General features: G+C 43.5%; 12 protein-coding genes. 6 read left to right on the top strand and 6 right to left on the bottom strand.

What is annotated here, in order from left to right; genetic code table 11:
- Positions 1–277: 277 nt before the first annotated feature.
- Complete coding sequence (locus tag RJD38_RS18280; protein ID WP_065546026.1) at positions 278–1,018, bottom strand: 3'-5' exonuclease; 741 nt, start codon at positions 1,016–1,018, stop codon at positions 278–280.
- Positions 1,015–2,898, bottom strand: a complete 1,884-nt coding sequence (locus RJD38_RS18275) for a DUF294 nucleotidyltransferase-like domain-containing protein (RefSeq protein WP_005594434.1) — start codon at positions 2,896–2,898, stop codon at positions 1,015–1,017. Before RJD38_RS18275 ends, RJD38_RS18280 begins: the two co-directional genes overlap by 4 nt.
- 526 nt (positions 2,899–3,424) lie before the next feature.
- Here RJD38_RS18275 and RJD38_RS18270 point away from each other — a divergent pair.
- A complete protein-coding gene (locus tag RJD38_RS18270; protein ID WP_065546025.1) occupies positions 3,425–4,813 on the top strand; it encodes an SLC13 family permease in 1,389 nt (462 codons plus the stop codon).
- Between the two features lie 126 nt (positions 4,814–4,939).
- Here the strand turns inward: RJD38_RS18270 and fabG are convergent, their stop codons facing one another.
- Positions 4,940–5,686: a 3-oxoacyl-ACP reductase FabG gene (fabG, locus tag RJD38_RS18265; RefSeq protein ID WP_005594432.1), complete on the bottom strand. Its 747-nt coding sequence runs from the start codon at positions 5,684–5,686 to the stop codon at positions 4,940–4,942.
- Between the two features lie 595 nt (positions 5,687–6,281).
- Here fabG and RJD38_RS18255 point away from each other — a divergent pair.
- From RJD38_RS18255 to RJD38_RS18235, 5 genes are all read left to right on the top strand, one after another.
- Positions 6,282–7,496: a DUF1963 domain-containing protein gene (locus RJD38_RS18255; RefSeq protein WP_065546023.1), complete on the top strand. Its 1,215-nt coding sequence runs from the start codon at positions 6,282–6,284 to the stop codon at positions 7,494–7,496.
- 110 nt (positions 7,497–7,606) lie between these two features.
- The gene (locus RJD38_RS18250) at positions 7,607–8,758 is read left to right on the top strand and encodes a hypothetical protein (protein WP_065546022.1); all 1,152 of its coding nucleotides are present in this window, start codon (positions 7,607–7,609) and stop codon (positions 8,756–8,758) included.
- Positions 8,759–8,955: 197 nt separating this feature from the next.
- On the top strand, positions 8,956–9,927 hold the full coding sequence (locus RJD38_RS18245) for a tripartite tricarboxylate transporter substrate binding protein (RefSeq protein WP_009385124.1): 972 nt from the start codon (positions 8,956–8,958) through the stop codon (positions 9,925–9,927).
- 191 nt (positions 9,928–10,118) lie between these two features.
- Positions 10,119–10,613, top strand: a complete 495-nt coding sequence (locus tag RJD38_RS18240; protein WP_065546021.1) for a tripartite tricarboxylate transporter TctB family protein — start codon at positions 10,119–10,121, stop codon at positions 10,611–10,613.
- Between the two features lie 12 nt (positions 10,614–10,625).
- Positions 10,626–12,149, top strand: a complete 1,524-nt coding sequence (locus RJD38_RS18235; RefSeq protein WP_065546020.1) for a tripartite tricarboxylate transporter permease — start codon at positions 10,626–10,628, stop codon at positions 12,147–12,149.
- 75 nt (positions 12,150–12,224) lie between these two features.
- On the opposite strand, the gene RJD38_RS18230 is transcribed toward RJD38_RS18235, so the two are convergent.
- The 3 genes from RJD38_RS18230 to RJD38_RS18220 all read right to left on the bottom strand — a co-directional run bounded on the left by RJD38_RS18230 (position 12,225) and on the right by RJD38_RS18220 (position 17,828).
- A complete protein-coding gene (locus RJD38_RS18230) occupies positions 12,225–12,923 on the bottom strand; it encodes a response regulator (protein WP_065546797.1) in 699 nt (232 codons plus the stop codon).
- Positions 12,920–14,527, bottom strand: a complete 1,608-nt coding sequence (locus tag RJD38_RS18225; RefSeq protein ID WP_065546019.1) for an ATP-binding protein — start codon at positions 14,525–14,527, stop codon at positions 12,920–12,922. The genes RJD38_RS18230 and RJD38_RS18225 overlap by 4 nt, the downstream gene beginning before the upstream one ends.
- A 394-nt stretch (positions 14,528–14,921) precedes the next feature.
- Positions 14,922–17,828, bottom strand: a complete 2,907-nt coding sequence (locus tag RJD38_RS18220; RefSeq protein WP_065546018.1) for an HD domain-containing phosphohydrolase — start codon at positions 17,826–17,828, stop codon at positions 14,922–14,924.
- Between the last annotated feature and the right edge of the window lie 90 nt (positions 17,829–17,918).

Below are 17,918 nucleotides of genomic sequence, written 5' to 3'. Positions count from 1 at the left end.
GGGGATTCCTCAGTAATCAGTGTCGATCGCGTTTACCTTGCCGTCGGGACGTTGAATCCCGCCATTGTTTTCTGTGCTCACGAATTATCTCCTTAAAAACGTGACCATTTATTAAAATTCTTCTTTCGTAATCATTAAGAGTGAAAGGTAATTTCAAATCCAATCGCTCAATTTTTTCACTATTGAGCATTTCCTTAACTAATCGAAAGGATGAAGGATCATAATCTTAAAACCACCTCGATTACACTTATTTTTTACCAATAAAGAACATTTTTTCCTATAACCACACTTCTGACAGCGGCGTTTCTGGTGCAAAATAGTACTGAAACTGAGCTTGTAAGAGTTCGGCGGTTGCTAAGGCATCTGTGAGTGCATGATGCGGTTGATACGCGGGTAATCCATAACGCTGTCGTGACTGACCAAGCCTTACAGAGCCTGGCTTCTTGCGTTTTAGCCAATTGAAAAAACCACGGCACTGCTCACGCTGGATGGCATACTCAATATCCAAGGTATCCACCACTGGAAACTCAATCCCTTCACCGATACATTCCATCAATGCTTGATAGAAAAACTGACGCTCAATATTTTTGTAGTGAACCACGACAATCTTACCGGCCAAAGCCTGCAAAACCTCTTCTAGAATCGCTTCAAGCTGCGGAGCCGCCTTTACTTCCGTGTCGGTAATACCGTGAATAACGACTGATTCTTCGTTGAGATCTCGGTTAGGGTTAACCACCCAGTGCGCCGATTCTTTACACGCAACACGTGACAATGTAAAAGGCACTAGCCCGATAGTAAGAATCGCATCTTGTTGAGAATTCAACCCTGTGGTTTCAAAATCGAGCGCGACAAACTGCACCTCATTTAACGGTGTCGACGCCTCAGCAATTGGCGCTGAATAATAGGCTTGTAGGCGCGGATCTTGTGCTTGCTGTTTAAGCTGCTCAAAATAAACAGGCCAATCAGGTGTTTGTGACGTATCCAACAAGCTCGTTCTTTCTTTCGGCAAGGCAATCATTTGCTGCTTCTCTGATAACGGAACTTGATGTAATTCTGGGCGTTACTCAAAATCTGGAAGGCGGCTTTTAAATTACGACGCTCAAATTCAGACATGTGCTCAGGTTCGATGTTGTTATCTGGCTCTTCTTGATTCTCGATATCCAGCGCTTGGTGACGAATACGCACCATGTAGATCAGTTCCATGGCGTCTTTTAAATCCATCCCTCTGCCTTTCGGCAAAATTCCCGCATTGTTGATGTCATCGAGTCGATCAAATGAGTTTTGCGAGCGCGAACCAATCGCCAAAGCATGCACACGAATCAAATCCGCTAGTGGTGCGGTACCACGACGTTTTAAGTTTATTGAGTTGCGATGGCGACCATCTTTTTCCATCACAAAATCTTTGAAGAAGCCAAGCGGTGGCGTGCGACTAATCGCATTGTAAGCCATGCAGGCAAGGAAGCGATTGTTACGCTTAGCACGACGCACGATAAAGCTCTGCAACTGTTCTGCCCACTTAACCCGACCGCATACACCGAGTAAGTCGAAGAATATGGAACTGTTCAATAAACGCTCAGGCGTAGGATGATCGATCCAATTCGCGAAGCACTCTTCCCATTCGGTACGCGTTTTACGCCATTCAGGATTGGTCGCCATGATATCGCCGCTGCAATAGCTATAACCACAAGCCGCTAAACCATCACAAATGAACTTAGAAAACTGCGCAAAGTACTCACCATGCAACGCTTCATCGTAACTGTTGTCGAGAATAATTGCGTTGTCTTGGTCTGTAACAATCAATTGTTCATCACGAGCCATCGAGCCCATTGCCACAAGGCAATAAGGGATTGGCGCAGGGCCTAACTCCATTTCTGCCATTTCAGCTAAACGTTGCTTAAAGCTACTGCCGATCACGGACATCGCACGGCCAACCATGTGGGCGTTAGCGTCTTCATTAACCATTCGTACGAAGCAATCTTTTACCTGAGCTGCGACCAGTTGTAAGTCTTCTACTGTGGTTTGTTGGAAAATCGAGCTAACCAATAACAAGCTATTTTGTGATTCATGACGAACAATATCCGTCATGCCAATCACACCAATCGGCTTCTTATCTTTTAAAATCGGCAGATGATGCACGTTATAACGCAACATGGTGAGCATAGCTTCAAACACATAGGCGTTGTAACCCAGTGAAACGACATCCGTCGTCATCACTTCGCTGACCGTTAAATTGGTATCGATACCTTGCGAAATAACCCGAATGCACAAATCACGGTCAGTCAGAATACCCAATAGCTCATCTTCATCATCGTCTTCCGTACACTCTTCTGCTGGACGAACGATCAGCAATGCGGTGGCATTTTCTTCCGCCATTAGATTCGCCGCTTGTTGGATAGTCGCACTTGATTCTAAAGTGATCGGTTCACGACTTAGAATTTTGCGCGCTTTGGCAGTGGTAAAATCATTGCCTTCAGCATGACTGGAGACAGCAGTACGCAGACGAGCGCTGTCTTCCAACTCCATAAAATCGGCAAAGTTTTCAAATTCATCACACAATTGAGTAAAGATAACTTCAGGGATGCAATACACCAGTGTATCTGCTGTCGCTCTTGCAGGCATACGTACACGGTTATTCATCAATAGGCCCATTTGGCCAAATAACCCACCGGTAGTAAAGCGGTTGTATAACTCCCCTTTACGTCGGTAGATTTCGACAACACCACTGCGGATCAAGTACAGATCACGGATGTCATCACCGACTTTAAAAATGTCCGTTCCCTCTCGGAAATACGCGACTTCCACATTCAAGGCGATATTACGTAGATGCTCTTCTGGCAGGTCATCAAAAGGTGGGTGTTGGCTAATGAAATTGAGTACTTCTAATTGCTCGGCTTCCATTCCTGGCCTCATATTCATATTATACTGCAGCGATAAATAGCACCAAGTCTGTAAATTGGCAATCTAATTATACCTAATGGTTACATAATAAACACAATTTGTATTCAAATTAGACGAGTAGCATCGAATTTTAAAATTCCTTCACCAGTGAAATATATATCCCTTTCTTATATTTGATTAAAAACAGTGCCATCACCACTCGCAGCAACAAATAAACACAAAACAATTTAATATCATACACATAGCCCCCCCCTTCGATGGTAATCTTATGCACGAATAACCTCTCTATAAATCAGCGCTCTCAATTCACTTATTTATTAGGCCGCCAATGTGTAGATGTAAAAACAAAATAATCACTCAAATCTATCATCACGACAAATAAATCAAATTGCACAATAAATAAAATTAACATTTGCAACCATTCATTTTGATCTATTTAACAAACTATTAAACTACCATTTTTTACGTGGTTAATTTGCTGTCATTATCTTGCCTGCCTTATGGCATCAAAAGGAAGATAAATATAATGAATAAAAATGATAGTGTCCCTCTACCTACCAACACTCGTGAATGGTTAATCAACCGCAATAGCATGATCATATTGGCTGATATTGTGTTATTTGCGACTCTGTATTTTACATTACCAATGGAGCCCCAAGTTGTTCTCGGAATATGCATGCTGGTCTTTATCGCCATCTTATGGCTAACCGAGGCTTTGCATGTCACCGTTACCGCCATTTTAGTTCCAGTTATGGCGGTATTGTTTGGTGTCTTTAATACTCAAACAGCGCTTAACAATTTTGCTAACTCAATCATTTTCCTATTTTTAGGCGGCTTTGCACTCGCGGCAGCAATGAATCGACAAGGCCTAGACAAAGTCATTGCCGACAAAGTACTGGTCATTGCTAAAGGAAAAATGAGCGTCGCGGTATTCATGCTGTTTGGCGTCACCGCTCTACTATCAATGTGGATCAGCAACACGGCCACCACCGCGATGATGCTGCCGCTCGCGTTAGGAATTCTAAGTAAAGTGAATCAAGAAAGTGGCCACAAGACCCATGTCTTTGTGCTACTTGGTATCGCTTATAGTGCCAGTATTGGTGGCATGGCGACCATCGTCGGTAGTCCGCCGAACGCCATTGCCGCAGCGGAAGTAGGATTAACCTTTACTGAGTGGATGAGCTATGGATTACCGGTTGCTTCCGTGCTATTGCCGTTAGCCATTATCGTACTGTTCGGTTTATTAAAACCTGAATTGAAAGGGGATTTTGAACTCAACCACACACCAGTCGAATGGGATAAAGGTAAAGTTGTAACGCTAGCAATCTTTGCGACAACCGTGACATTCTGGATCTTCAGTAAACCTATCAATGCCATGATCGGCGGCTATGCTAAATTCGATACGATCATTGCCTTAGGCGCGATCATTGCCGTGAGCTTCTGTCGTGTCGTTCATTGGAAAGATATTGAAAAAACCGCCGATTGGGGCGTCTTGCTTTTGTTTGGGGGTGGTATCTGTTTGAGCAACGTACTCAAAGTAACAGGCACTAGCGAATTTCTTGCCAACGGTTTGAGTGTTTTGGTTGCTGATTTAGGGCTGATATTAGTGCTGCTTCTGGTGGCGAGCTTCGTGGTCTTCTTAACCGAGTTTGTCAGTAATACCGCGCTGTCTGCTCTGTTTATTCCTTTGTTTGCAACTGTAGCAGAAGCCTTTGGCCTTTCTCCGATTATCTTATCGATACTGATTGCCCTTGCGGCCTCATGTGCTTTCATGATGCCAGTGGCAACACCACCGAATGCGATTGTGTTTGGCACCGGAATGGTGAAACAAAGTGAGATGATGCGGGTTGGCTTTATTCTCAATCTTGTCTGTATTGGAGCGTTGACTCTTATTGCCCTCGTTTTTTGGTCGTAAGGTATAAGATTGAGCTCTTGTTTAGCTTGCCACTAACTGTTCAAGAGACTCGCTGCTCAAGAGGTAGAAGAGCCGTGATAAACGGTTCTTTTATCATCGCCCTCCAATCCCCCTCAATAATGCAGATTACAGTACCAAGCCACCATCAATCTTCAATACTTGGCCGGTAATGAAACTCGACTTATCACTGGCTAAAAACTCAATACCATCAGCGATGTCATCGACTGAAGCCATCCTACCAAGCGGCGTTTTTTCACGCATCATACTCAGCACTTTTTCGGGTAGATTCGCCGTCATTGGTGTTTCAACAAACCCGGGAGCAACACAGTTGGCTCTCACTTGCTCACCATGACGAGAAAACTCTTTCGCCCAGCCCTTGGTCATCGCAATGACACCGCCTTTGGTGGCGGCATAGTTACTTTGGCCGATATTACCATCTGTTCCCACCACGGATGACATGGTGACAATCGAACCATAGTTGTTTGCCATCATAATCGGAGCGACCACTTGAGTGAGGTTAAACACCCCCTTCAGATTAACCGCCAAGACAAGATCCCACTGATCTTCGGTCATCTTTTCCAATAGCGCATCTTGAGTAATACCGGCATTATTAATCAATACATCAATATGACCATATTGCTGCTGTATATCATCGACCAACTGTTTAAGCGCACTTCTATCGCAGATGTTGATACCAATCGGCGTGACATTCTCTCTATCATGCCATGCGTGGGCTAAGGCCTCATGGTTAAGATCCAATGCATAGACCATCATTGCGCCGTTATCACTAAAACGTTGCGTAATCGCTTGGCCAATACCCTGTGCGGCCCCGGTTACAATACAGACTTTATTATTGAAACTATTTCCTAGCATATTTTGATTCCTTTTCATCTTGGGCAAAAAAAAGAGAACGGGCAACGCCGCGTTCTAACACAATGAAGATAGCTCAAATTGCTCATCGGACAGGCGCAAATCCATAACTTTCAAGTCATTGCTTATCAATGGTTTAAAAGACATTTGTTGCATAATATCGCGCTGAAAATCTAAATTTGGAGCAATTTCAATCAGTTCTAGGCCTTGTGCCGTCAAACGAAATACTGCTCGTTCTGTGATATAGAGCACTTTTTTTTGGTTATTAATCGCTTGAACCGCGCCGCCCTAACCCAAGGAATGCTTGATCGCCCCCTCCACCATCGTAAAAATCAAACATTTTACCTCTCAGTTGATCATACCGGGTTTACCAGCCGCCGTATTACGCAGAAGATGGGAAATATCCCTTATCTGTACTCGATCCACAGCTGATAATCAATCTCACCCGCCCCCAGAAACACTATAACTACTTGATTTTTATTGTAAGAATGCTCATCCTATTCGCTGTTTTTTTCACTAATTACTAATTCAGGTGCCACAAGCTGCGAGCTCGCGGTGATTGAGGCTTCTGACGATTTTATCGTTACGTAGGTACCCCATGTTAAAGGAATGGTTTTGGATCTTTAAAAAGGTCAAAACAGATGTGCACTTTGCCGATCATCACCCCGCTCTACAGGCCCTCGTCGATTCTGATCAAGACATCCATGAGCGTGATGGCAATGGCCGCAGCGCCATGCAGTATCTATTTGCAAAGCCATTTCCAAGTACTGACGCTGTTGATTGGCTAATCAATCAACCTGGTTTTGAAGCAAGCAAAGAGACGGCTCTCTATCCCTTTAGCCTTGACTTACCTAAAGGTTGTTTTGAAATTGGTCCAGATAACAACATGATGGAAAGGCTTGATGCGCTGATGCCTGACAAGAAGTGCAGCATCGAGGCGATTGAGCAAAACATGCGGTTGGCTAAGCCCTATTTACTTCTTTTAGAGAAATTCGAAGCATACGGGTTAACTAACCAATATCAAACCAGCAGTGCTGACTATAAACGTCGGTTGTCTGATAGATTAAAACAGCTAAACCAGCTGACCGAGCTTGAAGATCAATTTACCGATCTCTCGATTGGTTTTCGCATGATGCCCGATACTTACCGAGGTCCTTTTCAAAGCCGTATTGGTGGCGCTCCTTGGTTACCATCGATGCCATCAATTCTTGCACTAGATGATAACCTTAAACTGGCGTTTCAGATCAACTTTGACGAGTTGGGCGGGCTTAATCCTCTTTTGCCTAAACACGGGCTTCTGCAAGTCTTTGTTCATGACATTGATGTTGAAGAAGGTGAAGAACCTCGCAACGGGTGCAAAGCCTTCTACTGGCCAGTGATAAACGAAGCATCTTGGCAGCAAGATGAAGAGAGAATGATTTACGACCGATGGCTAATGCCGACAGAGTTCGAGTTTAATCGCCAAACTCCATTTCTCTATCCAATTCGCTGGCAAGCATACAAACAACTTCCAGACGATCCTAAATTGATCGCAGAGGCAGTAGTAAAATTGGCTGAACCGATGGATTCTTCACTCTATCAAGAGCCTAATTACGAAACTGGGTTGATGCCACGCATGGCGGAGCAAATGCGAATTGAAATGACAGAGCACAACGAAGTCAGCGAACAACCCTATATTCCTAGCAATCATAGTGTCATTTTCAACATGCTCTATGTCGATTCAGGTAATAGTGTTTACAGTATTCCCACTGATGCGCTCAACGGTGACCAGACAGATTGGAGCCAATTAACACACACCTATTGCTTTGACTAATTCGTTTATTTGTTTAGCTCAACTTTAGACTGCGGTTAGATGGATAACCGCTGTCTAGAGGCGTTGAAAACAAAAGATTAACTAGGCCACCACTCAATTTCGGACGTTCTGTGAACCCAAAACACATTATCATTGATTCTGATCTCACTCCGGTCTGGCGTGGTTTCTTTCAAAAATTATCTCTCTACTTAGGTGGCGCTTGCTTAGTATGGTTTGCGTTTACTACTAGCATCAGCTTCTCGGTATCATTCTCTTTACTGCTCACCGCTTATATCGTGGTAAGTTTTGTTTTAAAAACCAAGAAACGACAGCAAGTATGGCTTGAAGGTGACCGAATGATCGCCTCAAGATCGACCTCTCTTTCACCTCTCGATAAGATCGTATTGCCCATTTTGACTATCATTTGCCTAAGCAGTAATGCGTGGCTTTTATTTGATCTTCATTTTATTGCTGCGGCTTTTGTTGGCTATCAACTTTGTGCATTCTATTTTGTTTATCACAAATTACAGCAAACGAAAGTGTTCAGTCTGAGTAACAATATCCAAACTGGATTTTTTGCACGAGGCTATGGCCAATGCCTATTAGTCGCTAGATTTGATGTCTATACACTCGATGAGAGCCGTTGCTTTGTCGGAACACTGGAGCTCAATGATAAAGATGTCGAACCCTGTTTAAATAGCCTTGCCAAACATATGAGCATCGTCAAAGGCACGGTTAAAGTGAAACAAGAATGGAAAGAAAGTTGGAAATTAGCATTGGGTGGTTTTGCGGGTTTTTGCTTTTACCTATTCTTGATCCCTACAATATTAAAATACTTGGCTCCCGTTGGTTATCATTGGAACTCTAAAATACAAAAAACGGTTTATAGAGACGAATTTATCTCTAACGTTAGTATCATTGGCATCATGGTGTTAATCTCCCCATTGTGTATTCTCTTTGGCGTATGGGTTTATGACTACTACCTTGACCTTAAAGAACAAAAGCGTAGCGCCATTGCATTCACAAATTCAGATATATTCTTTTTCCCATCCACCAAGTGCGAAATCGAGCCGGCAACGGTGAGCATCCCCATCTCTGATTTTCAATATATTCTTTGGCCTAAAGAAGATCACAGAGAAAAACAAGCAAAGTTAATCGTAGATGAAACCGTTCAATTGATCGATAAAAATGGCGCTCTAATCTCAATCAGCGCTTGGATCTGGGCGGTAAACCCGCTCATCAATCATCTCGTAAGACTTGGTACGCCGATAAGACTCAAATAGAGTAAACAGCGCAAATCAAGTGCTGTGAACAATATGCACAAAATGCTCAATACAAACCCTATTGACAGTATCGCCTCTATAGATACTTTCTTTTAACACACCACTAACATCATCGATAACTTACCTCATACGTGATTTATCGATAAAAAATCACGTACACCCTAACCCGACATTCGTGTGCATAAGGAACGTGAACTATGTTAACCAAATTTAGACCGTCTATCGTCCCAGTCTTGCTAACCGGCCTTTTTTCATTTTCCACCGTGGCAGCTGAGTTAGAGAAAATTCACTTTTTGATCCCCGGTGGTGCAGGAGGTGGCTGGGACATGACCGCTCGAGGAACGGGTGATGTTCTAGTCAAAGAAAATCTTGTTGAGAACGTTTCATTTCAAAACCTCTCTGGCGGTGGTGGCGGAAAAGCCATTGCCCATCTCATTGAAACAGCACAGCGCCAACAAGATACCTTGATGGTCAACTCAACGCCGATTGTGGTTCGCTCACTAACTGGTATTTTCCCGCAATCATTCCGTGACCTCACTCCTGTTGCTGTCACCATTGCAGATTACGGCGCTATTGTTACTTCAACTGACTCAAAATATACAACTTGGCAAGAAGTCGTTGCTGACTTTAAAAAGGACCCTCGCAGTGTAAAAATTGCCGGAGGATCTGCTCGAGGTAGCATGGACCATTTAGTGGCAGCAGCTGCCTTTAAAGGGGAAGATCTAGATGCAAAAGCGGTACGCTACATTGCTTACGATGCAGGAGGCAAGGCAATAGCAGCCCTGCTCTCTGGTGAAACACCACTACTCTCAACGGGTCTTGGCGAAGTTCTAGAAATGTCCAAATCGGGACAAGTTCGTATTCTCGCAATCACGGCGCCAAAACGCTTAGATGTCGCTCCAGACATCCCAACACTGACGGAATTTGGCAATGAGACTGTCTTTGCAAACTGGCGCGGGTTCTTTGCAGCGCCAGGCACCGAGCAGGCAAAAATAGATGAGTGGAATGATGTCTTAGCTAAGATGTACACCACTGAACAGTGGCAAGTTGTCCGTGATCGCAATGGTTGGATCGACAACTATAAAGCGGACAAAGATTTCTATTCATTCCTCGAACAACAAGAACAGCAAATGGGCTCACTCATGAAAGAGCTTGGCTTTCTTAAGTAATCATTTAGGCCAACACGTTTGGCCTACCTTTCACTTATTTTGTGCATATGGGACGACTTACTTTACGCAACTTAAAGGTAAAGCAGTCATTGCAATCTCCTTTGTATTTGAAGCTTTGAATCACTCTTAGCCTCGAACTTGTTCTCAATTTTGTTGAACTTCCCCTATGCACTTTTTCTTTGGAGAGAGAGATGAAGCATCTATCTTCTGTGCTTAAAGGCCCACTATTGTGCCGAGATCGAGTCGGCGCGCTTTTGTTTCTATTGTTTTGCTTAGGCTATGGCTATCAGTCAACACTGATTCCTTTATTTCCGGGAGATGAGTATGAAGCGTTTACCGCAAGAACATTGCCAACGATTTTAACTTGGGTGGGAATTGGTTTATCTCTCGTTCTGCTTGTCACCGGAAAAAGCGATGCACAATCTGGCGCGATTACAGGCTTTAACTGGAAGTTGCTCATCGCTTTCCTCGCTTTGATGGCGCTGTATGGCATTGGTCTAACCGTTCTAGGTTTCTTATTGGCCACCAGCCTGTTTTTACTTTGTGGCTTCTATCTACTCGGCGAGCGCAGAAAATCAATTTTGTTTGGCGCCTCTTTCCCGTTCGTGACTGCCTTTTATCTTTTGCTCACCCAAGCCTTGGATGTCTACCTCGAGCCGGGCGCACTGTTTTTACTGTTCAATTAGGGAGAATTGAGAATGTTAGATGGTATTTTTCAAGGACTATCAACGGCGGTGATGCCATGGAATATTCTCATGGTTGTCGTGGGCTGCTTTGTGGGCACTTTTATTGGCATGTTGCCAGGCCTTGGCCCTATTTCGGCAATCGCGCTCATGATCCCTATTACCTACGGCTTAGAACCTTCTTCCGGTTTGATCCTGATGGCTGGCGTCTATTATGGTGCCGTGTTTGGCGGATCGACCTCGTCTATTTTAATTAACGCGCCGGGCTGTTCTTCAACGGTCGTCACAGCTTTCGATGGTTACCCTATGGCGCAAAAAGGCCAAGCAGGGAAAGCGTTAGCACTGGCGGCATATTCATCGTTTACCGGTGGGACACTATCTGCGCTCATGTTACTGATCGCCGCCCCTGCTCTTGCAACGGTGTCACTGAGTTTTCAATCTTCAGATTATTTTGCCTTGATGCTACTTGGCCTATCTGCCGTCGCCGCTTTTGCAGGCCCCGGGCAAGTCATTAAAGCATGGATGATGACAGTTTTAGGCTTGATGCTATCGACCGTTGGTATTGATAAGGGCGTAGGAGTCGAAAGATTTACTTTTGGCCTAACGGATTTAATGGATGGTTTTAGTTTCTTGCTCTTAGCAATGGCAACCTTCGCGTTAGGTGAAACCTTAATGGGCATTATGAAGCCGGCAAAAGATACCAGCGCTGAAGAAAATCAGCGAATGCAAAATATAGGCAGCATGAAGGTCACTAAAGAGGAGCTAAAGGATGTCGCTCCAACCTCAATCCGTTCATCCATCGTTGGCTTTTTCACCGGTGTTTTACCTGGTGCAGGCGCGACGATTGCAGCTTTTCTCAGCTATGGTATGGAGCGCAGCCTTGCACCAAAAGAGAGGCAAAAAGAGTTCGGTAAAGGCAGTTTACGTGGACTTGTGGCACCTGAATCAGCCAACAATGCGGCATCGAGCGGGTCATTTGTTCCGTTGCTGACGTTAGGTATTCCTGGTTCGGGCACAACCGCGATCATGCTTGGAGCGCTCATCGCCTATGGTATTCAACCAGGACCTCGTTTGTTTGTCGATCACCCCGATGTATTTTGGTCAGTCATTATTTCAATGTACTTTGGTAATATTGTTCTCGTTATTTTGAACTTACCTTTAATTCCATACATTTCCAAACTACTCGCTGTGCCGAGAACAGTATTATTGCCAATGATTCTGTTTTTCTCAATTACTGGTGTGTACTTGGTTTCGTTTAACACCATGGATGTGTTTGTAATGCTACTGATTGCTATGGTCGCCATTGCCCTTCGCCTAGCAAACTTTCCTTTAGCACCACTACTGCTCGGTTTTATTCTTGGAGGGATGATGGAAGAGAACCTTAGACGGGCATTAATGATTAGCGATGGTGAGTTGTCTTTCCTTTGGGAGCGCCCGATTACGATGTGCTTTACCATCTTATCGATACTTGTGTTATCTGCACCTATTTTGCGAACGCTTTTACGTAAGATTAACCCCAAACAAAAAGCGCTAAACTAAACAGAAAACGTCTATCCCCCAATGCGCAGGCATCCCAAGGCCTGCGCTTTTTTATTTGGCTCTTCTACAATTTTGTTACCCCAAATTTTGCCACACATAGCTCCTTTCCGGACGACCGACCGTCCCATAAACAACGTCCGTTTTCACTTCAGTAGTACTCACTAAGAATTCTAGGTAACGACGAGCTGTGCTGCGACTGGCTCCAATTTGAGCTCCCGCCTCTTCTGCCTTCCAAGCGTGTTTTTGTTTGAATAAAGCACGGATTTTATCTAACGTTACCGCATCAATTCCTTTCGGTAAGCGATTGTGTTCATGGTTAGATGGCGCATTAACCTGATCACCATTAAGAACAGAATCAACAAAGCTTTGATCAAAGTGCTCTGTGGACTCTATCTTATTACGAGTCTTGAGGTAGTGAGCAATGGCCGTATCAAGACGGGGCAATAACACAGGTTTGAGAAGATACTCAACCACGCCCAAACGCATTGCCTGTTGTAGCGTTTCCGCCTCACGCGCTGCCGTAATCAAGATAATATCGGTCTGTTTGCCTTGCTGCCTTAGTGCTTGGATAATCTCTAACCCTGTACCATCCGGTAGATAAACATCCAAAATTAATAAGTCAGGGTCAAGTATCTCAAGCTGCATTTCCGCTTGCTGCTTATTTAGCGCAATGCCTTGTATATCTAGGCTTGGGTTTGCTTGTAAATATTGATAGTGCAGCTGAGCAATCGCTTCATCATCTTCAATGATCAGCGTACGTACTTTATTTGTCATGCGCATCCCCCACTCTTTGGAATAAATACTGCGAATACAGCGCCTTTATCGGCAGCGTTGTCAGCTTCAATCGTCCCGTGATATCGATTCACGACCTCTTTAACCAAATGTAATCCTATCCCATGGCCCTTTACTGTCTTGGATGTCACACCTAAATTAAACAGCTTCTCTATGCTGACATCAGCAGGTAATCCGGCTGCAAAATCTCGCACCTCGATGATGATCTCGTCACCATAATCTGACACTGAGAGTTCGATAGGTTGTGTTTTTTCTGTCGCCGTTAGCATCTGGCTGGCATCAAAAGCATTATCAATTAAGTTGCCTAATATCGTTACGATATCTTCAGCTTGAATATGGGCGGGTAAAATAGAGAGATGGCTCCCCTCTTCAATCTGCAAAAAGAGTCCCAACTCACGGCCTCGCTCAATTTTGCCAAGAATTAATCCCGCAATAAGCGGCTCTTGAAAATCTTGATGTAACTGCGAGATGAGTCGTTGGTAATGTTGTGACTCTTGGCCTATCAGTTCCTGTACTTTATCTATTCTTTCAAGGTGTAGCAGGCCACTAATCGTATTGAGTTTATTGCGATACTCATGAGTTTGCGAACGCAGTAACTCGGCATATTGTTTGGTTTGAGAAAGCTGGCGAGTCAACTCAGTAATTTCAGTTTTCGGCCTAAAACTCGATACGGCTCCAATCACTTGACCATTCACCGAAATAGGCTGTCGATTCGCAACAACGTGAACATTGTTTAACAATAAATCAATATCGCTTTCCGCCGTGTGTGTTTTCAATAGCTTCGTCAATTCACTCTCCGGTAACACAGCAGCCAAAGGTCGATTTATGGCTTGATTAGCGTCGACACCGAGAATTTGCGCCGCTCTAGCATTGAAAATTCGCACATTGCATTGATGATCCACACTGATCACCCCTTCTTTAATCGTACTCAGCGTTGTATCCAATTCGCTATACAAACGAGAGATCTCTTCGGGCTCAAACCCTAGCAATGTTTTCCGGAAACGTTTGTACGCATAATTGGACAACAGCCCATTGAGCAGCACAACAATGACTGCGATACACAGCAAAAAGACAAGATAAGGCTCAACTCGGTCTTTTAGACTATCTAATAAATACCCAACCGATACCACACCGATAATATTGCCTTGTGAGTCAAATATTGCTGTCTTCCCACGAACAGAATGACCAAGAGATCCTTCAGCAAAAGAGATGTAGGCTTCGCCTAATTTTAGCGCTCTAACGTTATCGCCCCCTTTCATTGGCAGGCCCAAACGATCCTTTGAAGGATGAACCAAGCGAATACCATTGGCATCGCCAATCACGATGAAAGTGGCACCCACAGCTTGGGTAAGCGATTCTAACTTTGTATTCAACTCGCCAACCTGACCGCTTTCGAGCATTTTGACAATCGATGGGCTATTACCTAAAAATCGAGCAAGGCCTAAAGCCTTTTCACCCATCTCTTGCTCTTGAGTGTTTTTGATATAATAAAAGCCAGCAACAGAAAGAATAAGCAGTTCAACAAAACCAGACAGCACCATAACAAGTAAAAGGCGCTTTCTTATACTTAGCTTGCTCCATTTCACTATCACTCTCCTTGTCATCAATACCGCTCGTTGATAAATGTAACATTTAAACAACAAGCTCGCTTGTTGCGTGACGAATAGTGAGAGAATGGCCAAGATCTCATCGGAGTTTAAAGGGTTATCGTTGTAGCTGAATTTTGTATTACACTGATATAGATTGTTTATTCTGCCGCTACTTCTCAAAATTCAGGCAAAAAAAGAGCCGCTAAAAGCGGCTCTTAATCAATCTATAATCTGCTGAAATAACCATAAGTTGATATTTTGGTGAATCATCCATTTCAACTACACTTCATCAGTAAGAAAGTTACTTTCAGCAATCAACTACAAAAAACAAACTGGCTTCAATCAAATTAGTTAGCCCCACAAAACCAACAAACCAACAAACCAACAGCCATCATTTGATCATATCTAATCGGTCAGGTGTTCGGTCGATGTAGTCCTCAATATCAACTTTATCAATCTGCTCTTCCTTCATGTATTGATGGGCAAAACGCTTATAAATTCCAGAAGTAAGGAAGAGTTCAAACAACTCTTTGTCTAGATGCTGATCTTTTACCATGAAGTGCATGATTTTGAGCGATTCAGATAACGACTTGGCTTTTTTATAAGGACGATCTGCACTTGTCAGAGCTTCAAACACATCAGCTATCGCCATTACCCTTGCAGTTGGAGGCATCTCATTCCCTTTCAATCCCATCGGATAACCTGTTCCATCAATTTTTTCATGATGTCCTCCAGCTATTTTCGCTACATTCTGCATATGTTTGGGAAACGGCAAAGACTCTAAAATAATGATAGTTTGTATGATGTGGTCATTAATAATAAAACGTTCTTCGTCTGTTAGAGTTCCTCGACGAATGGACAGATTATAGTACTCACCCATATTGGCTTTATGTTGAGTTGGTTTGAGTGAAAAGCGCGCTTCGTTAGTGGGAGGGAAATCCCATTCAACGATATGTTCGGGCAAATCACTCAGTAACGTCTCTTGTTGCGGTAATTGCTCAGCACCAGTAAAACGCTGCTGCTCGACCCACGAAATACCTATCCGCTTACTAAGCGTGCGAGTCCAAGGTGTATCACCAATTTGTTTTAAGCGTTCAAGATCAGAATCACTCACAAACTCGCCACCAATATTAAGTTTGGCAACAAAAGCAAAGTCATTGTCCAAAGTCTCTTGTTGTTGTCGTAAAGAAACTTGTGATGTCTCGGGCAATTCACCGTAGAGCTGCTTAAATAGCGCGATTTCTCGATCCCTTTTGAGCACTTCAAAGCGCATACGTACTTCGTGTATGCGGTCGTAAATCGCCTCTAACTTGGTCGACTTATCGACGACATGCTCTGGTGTCGTGATTTTTCCGCAATCATGTAACCAACTCGCCATTTTTAACTCTTGCCACTGTTGCTCTGTTAGACTGAAGTTATCGAAAGGCGCGTTTGTTGAGTCCTGTGCAGCTTGTGTCAGCCATTGCGTTAATATCGGAACTCGCTGACAATGATTCCCTGTATACGGCGACTTTTTGTCCAAAGAGCCCGCAAACACTTGAATAAACGAATCAAGTAATGCTCTTTGCGCTTCCATCATTTCATGGGTCTCTATGGCGACAGACACATAACCAAGTAGGATTTCAAGGTAATCTTTATGCTCTGCATGTATCTCTTCGCCAACAGCATCTTCATATAACAAGGAGAATGACCCGATAACTTGACCCGCCCGGTTTTTCAATGGGATACATATGACTTCACTATCAAGGTTAAGCGACTCTGGCACAATTAACTTTGGCATATCGGCTAACTTGAATATTTGTGCCTGTTTATTGATAAAAACCTGTTGAATGAAATGGGTCGCTTTATTCACTAAGATTGAACTCGCGTTTATTTCACTGCCTGAACGCTGCCACACAAAGCGCGGGACGAGCGCTTTCTCCTCAGCGTCCAATAAGTAAAGAAATACGCCATCTGCACTCACTGACTCACCCGTATTTCGACACACCAATTCAAGCATTTTATCTAAATCTTGCTTTCTGGCGATACTATCGGTCAGGGAAATGAACCGGCTAATTGTTGCCTGTATCGACATTTGCGCATGGTTGAGCTCTTGGATTTCTTTAATGTAACTATGAGGTAGAGAAGTATCATCAAAACGAAAGTTCTCTATCTCTTTTGCTTTGTTGGTGGCTCGGATAATCGGCTTCGAGATCAAATTTGAAACGAGATAGATACAAGGAAGTAGAGTAATCAGAAACAACAAAGAGGCATAAATTGTTTGCTTCTTGATGAGTAACCCATCATCAAATAGGTCATTTGCTCTAGTCGCAATGAGCAGATGAATATGTTCGCTGTTTAGAGGTTTCAGCGTCACAATATGACCAAACCATTGTTCACTGCCAAATTCAAAAAGACCCAGTTTCCCTTGCTGGTCATGATGTTCGATAGCATGAGACACTACCGCCTGATTTAATTCTTCTAAGCGATACACTGCTGATTGGCTAGAAGCTTTGGGATCTATTCCTTGGCTATCTATTGCTTGGTTAGTTGTACCGTCGCTAAACGCAAATATTGAACCATCATCATTGTACAGAACCCGAATTGATGACGTATTTTCTAGTGTCTCATTCAAAGATAGCCTTAGGTCATCTAAACGCACGTCAGCAAATACCAGTAAACCTTGTTCACTTTCACGATAAATATGGATTCCCAACGCATTTGAATTAGGCAAGGTCGTCGGTTTGGAGATAATATTTTGACCTTTTTCTCCCCCAGCAAACTTCTGATACGCTTCAAACGACAACGCACTTTGATTTTCTAGATTGTCCTCTATCAACTCTAACTTCTCACTTAGAGTAAAGACACGATTTAAACCGTTGTGATGATGCGTTACCAAAAACTGAGCTCGAGGATCTTTGATCGCCACATTGCTTGATAACTCGTCATCCATACGCTTGACAATAATGGCATCACCGTCGGGGAAAACGAACGAATACGCGAGAATATGAGGAAACTCACTGAGTAGATGTACAACCTCCGGAAGAACTCGGATTCGCTCACTTGCTGCGGTGGCATTCAAATTATGACTTTGCGTAAAGCTCCCCAAAGCAGTGAACGCCGTACTGTAGTGGCTATTTAGCTGATGTTTGGTCTCCGTGGCAATGCGTTCAAACAACCTGCTGTTAGCTTTGGTAATGACTTCCGATAACGCGTTGTTGGTTAACCAAATCTGAATACCAGAAGCTAGCACAACCACAACAATGATAATCGTGGTTATATGGATATGTATCGGGAATGACCTAGCCGTGAGTTGCATTTTAGTCCCTTATTATTTTTTGACTCTAATACAAATATAGGCATCTCTACCCTTTAAGGATAAATTTATATATTGATTTCAATGCGCTCC

Origin of the sequence: Vibrio scophthalmi, from assembly GCF_040869025.1 — a bacterium.
In the GTDB taxonomy this organism is placed as follows: Bacteria; Pseudomonadota; Gammaproteobacteria; order Enterobacterales; family Vibrionaceae; genus Vibrio; species Vibrio scophthalmi.
Note: the sequence above shows the minus strand (reverse complement) of the source record. Positions and strands in the feature narration are given on the sequence as shown.

What these genes read in the sequence shown, in the direction of transcription:
- RJD38_RS18240 (WP_065546021.1), top strand. Translation starts at nt 10,119, where the DNA reads ATGAAGCATCTATCTTCTGTGCTTAAAGGCCCACTATTGTGCCGAGAT.
- RJD38_RS18220 (WP_065546018.1), bottom strand. Translation starts at nt 17,828, where the DNA reads ATGCAACTCACGGCTAGGTCATTCCCGATACATATCCATATAACCACG.
- RJD38_RS18275 (WP_005594434.1), bottom strand. Translation starts at nt 2,898, where the DNA reads ATGGAAGCCGAGCAATTAGAAGTACTCAATTTCATTAGCCAACACCCA.
- fabG (WP_005594432.1), bottom strand. Translation starts at nt 5,686, where the DNA reads ATGCTAGGAAATAGTTTCAATAATAAAGTCTGTATTGTAACCGGGGCC.
- RJD38_RS18255 (WP_065546023.1), top strand. Translation starts at nt 6,282, where the DNA reads ATGTTAAAGGAATGGTTTTGGATCTTTAAAAAGGTCAAAACAGATGTG.
- RJD38_RS18235 (WP_065546020.1), top strand. Translation starts at nt 10,626, where the DNA reads ATGTTAGATGGTATTTTTCAAGGACTATCAACGGCGGTGATGCCATGG.
- RJD38_RS18230 (WP_065546797.1), bottom strand. Translation starts at nt 12,923, where the DNA reads ATGACAAATAAAGTACGTACGCTGATCATTGAAGATGATGAAGCGATT.
- RJD38_RS18245 (WP_009385124.1), top strand. Translation starts at nt 8,956, where the DNA reads ATGTTAACCAAATTTAGACCGTCTATCGTCCCAGTCTTGCTAACCGGC.
- RJD38_RS18270 (WP_065546025.1), top strand. Translation starts at nt 3,425, where the DNA reads ATGAATAAAAATGATAGTGTCCCTCTACCTACCAACACTCGTGAATGG.
- RJD38_RS18280 (WP_065546026.1), bottom strand. Translation starts at nt 1,018, where the DNA reads ATGATTGCCTTGCCGAAAGAAAGAACGAGCTTGTTGGATACGTCACAA.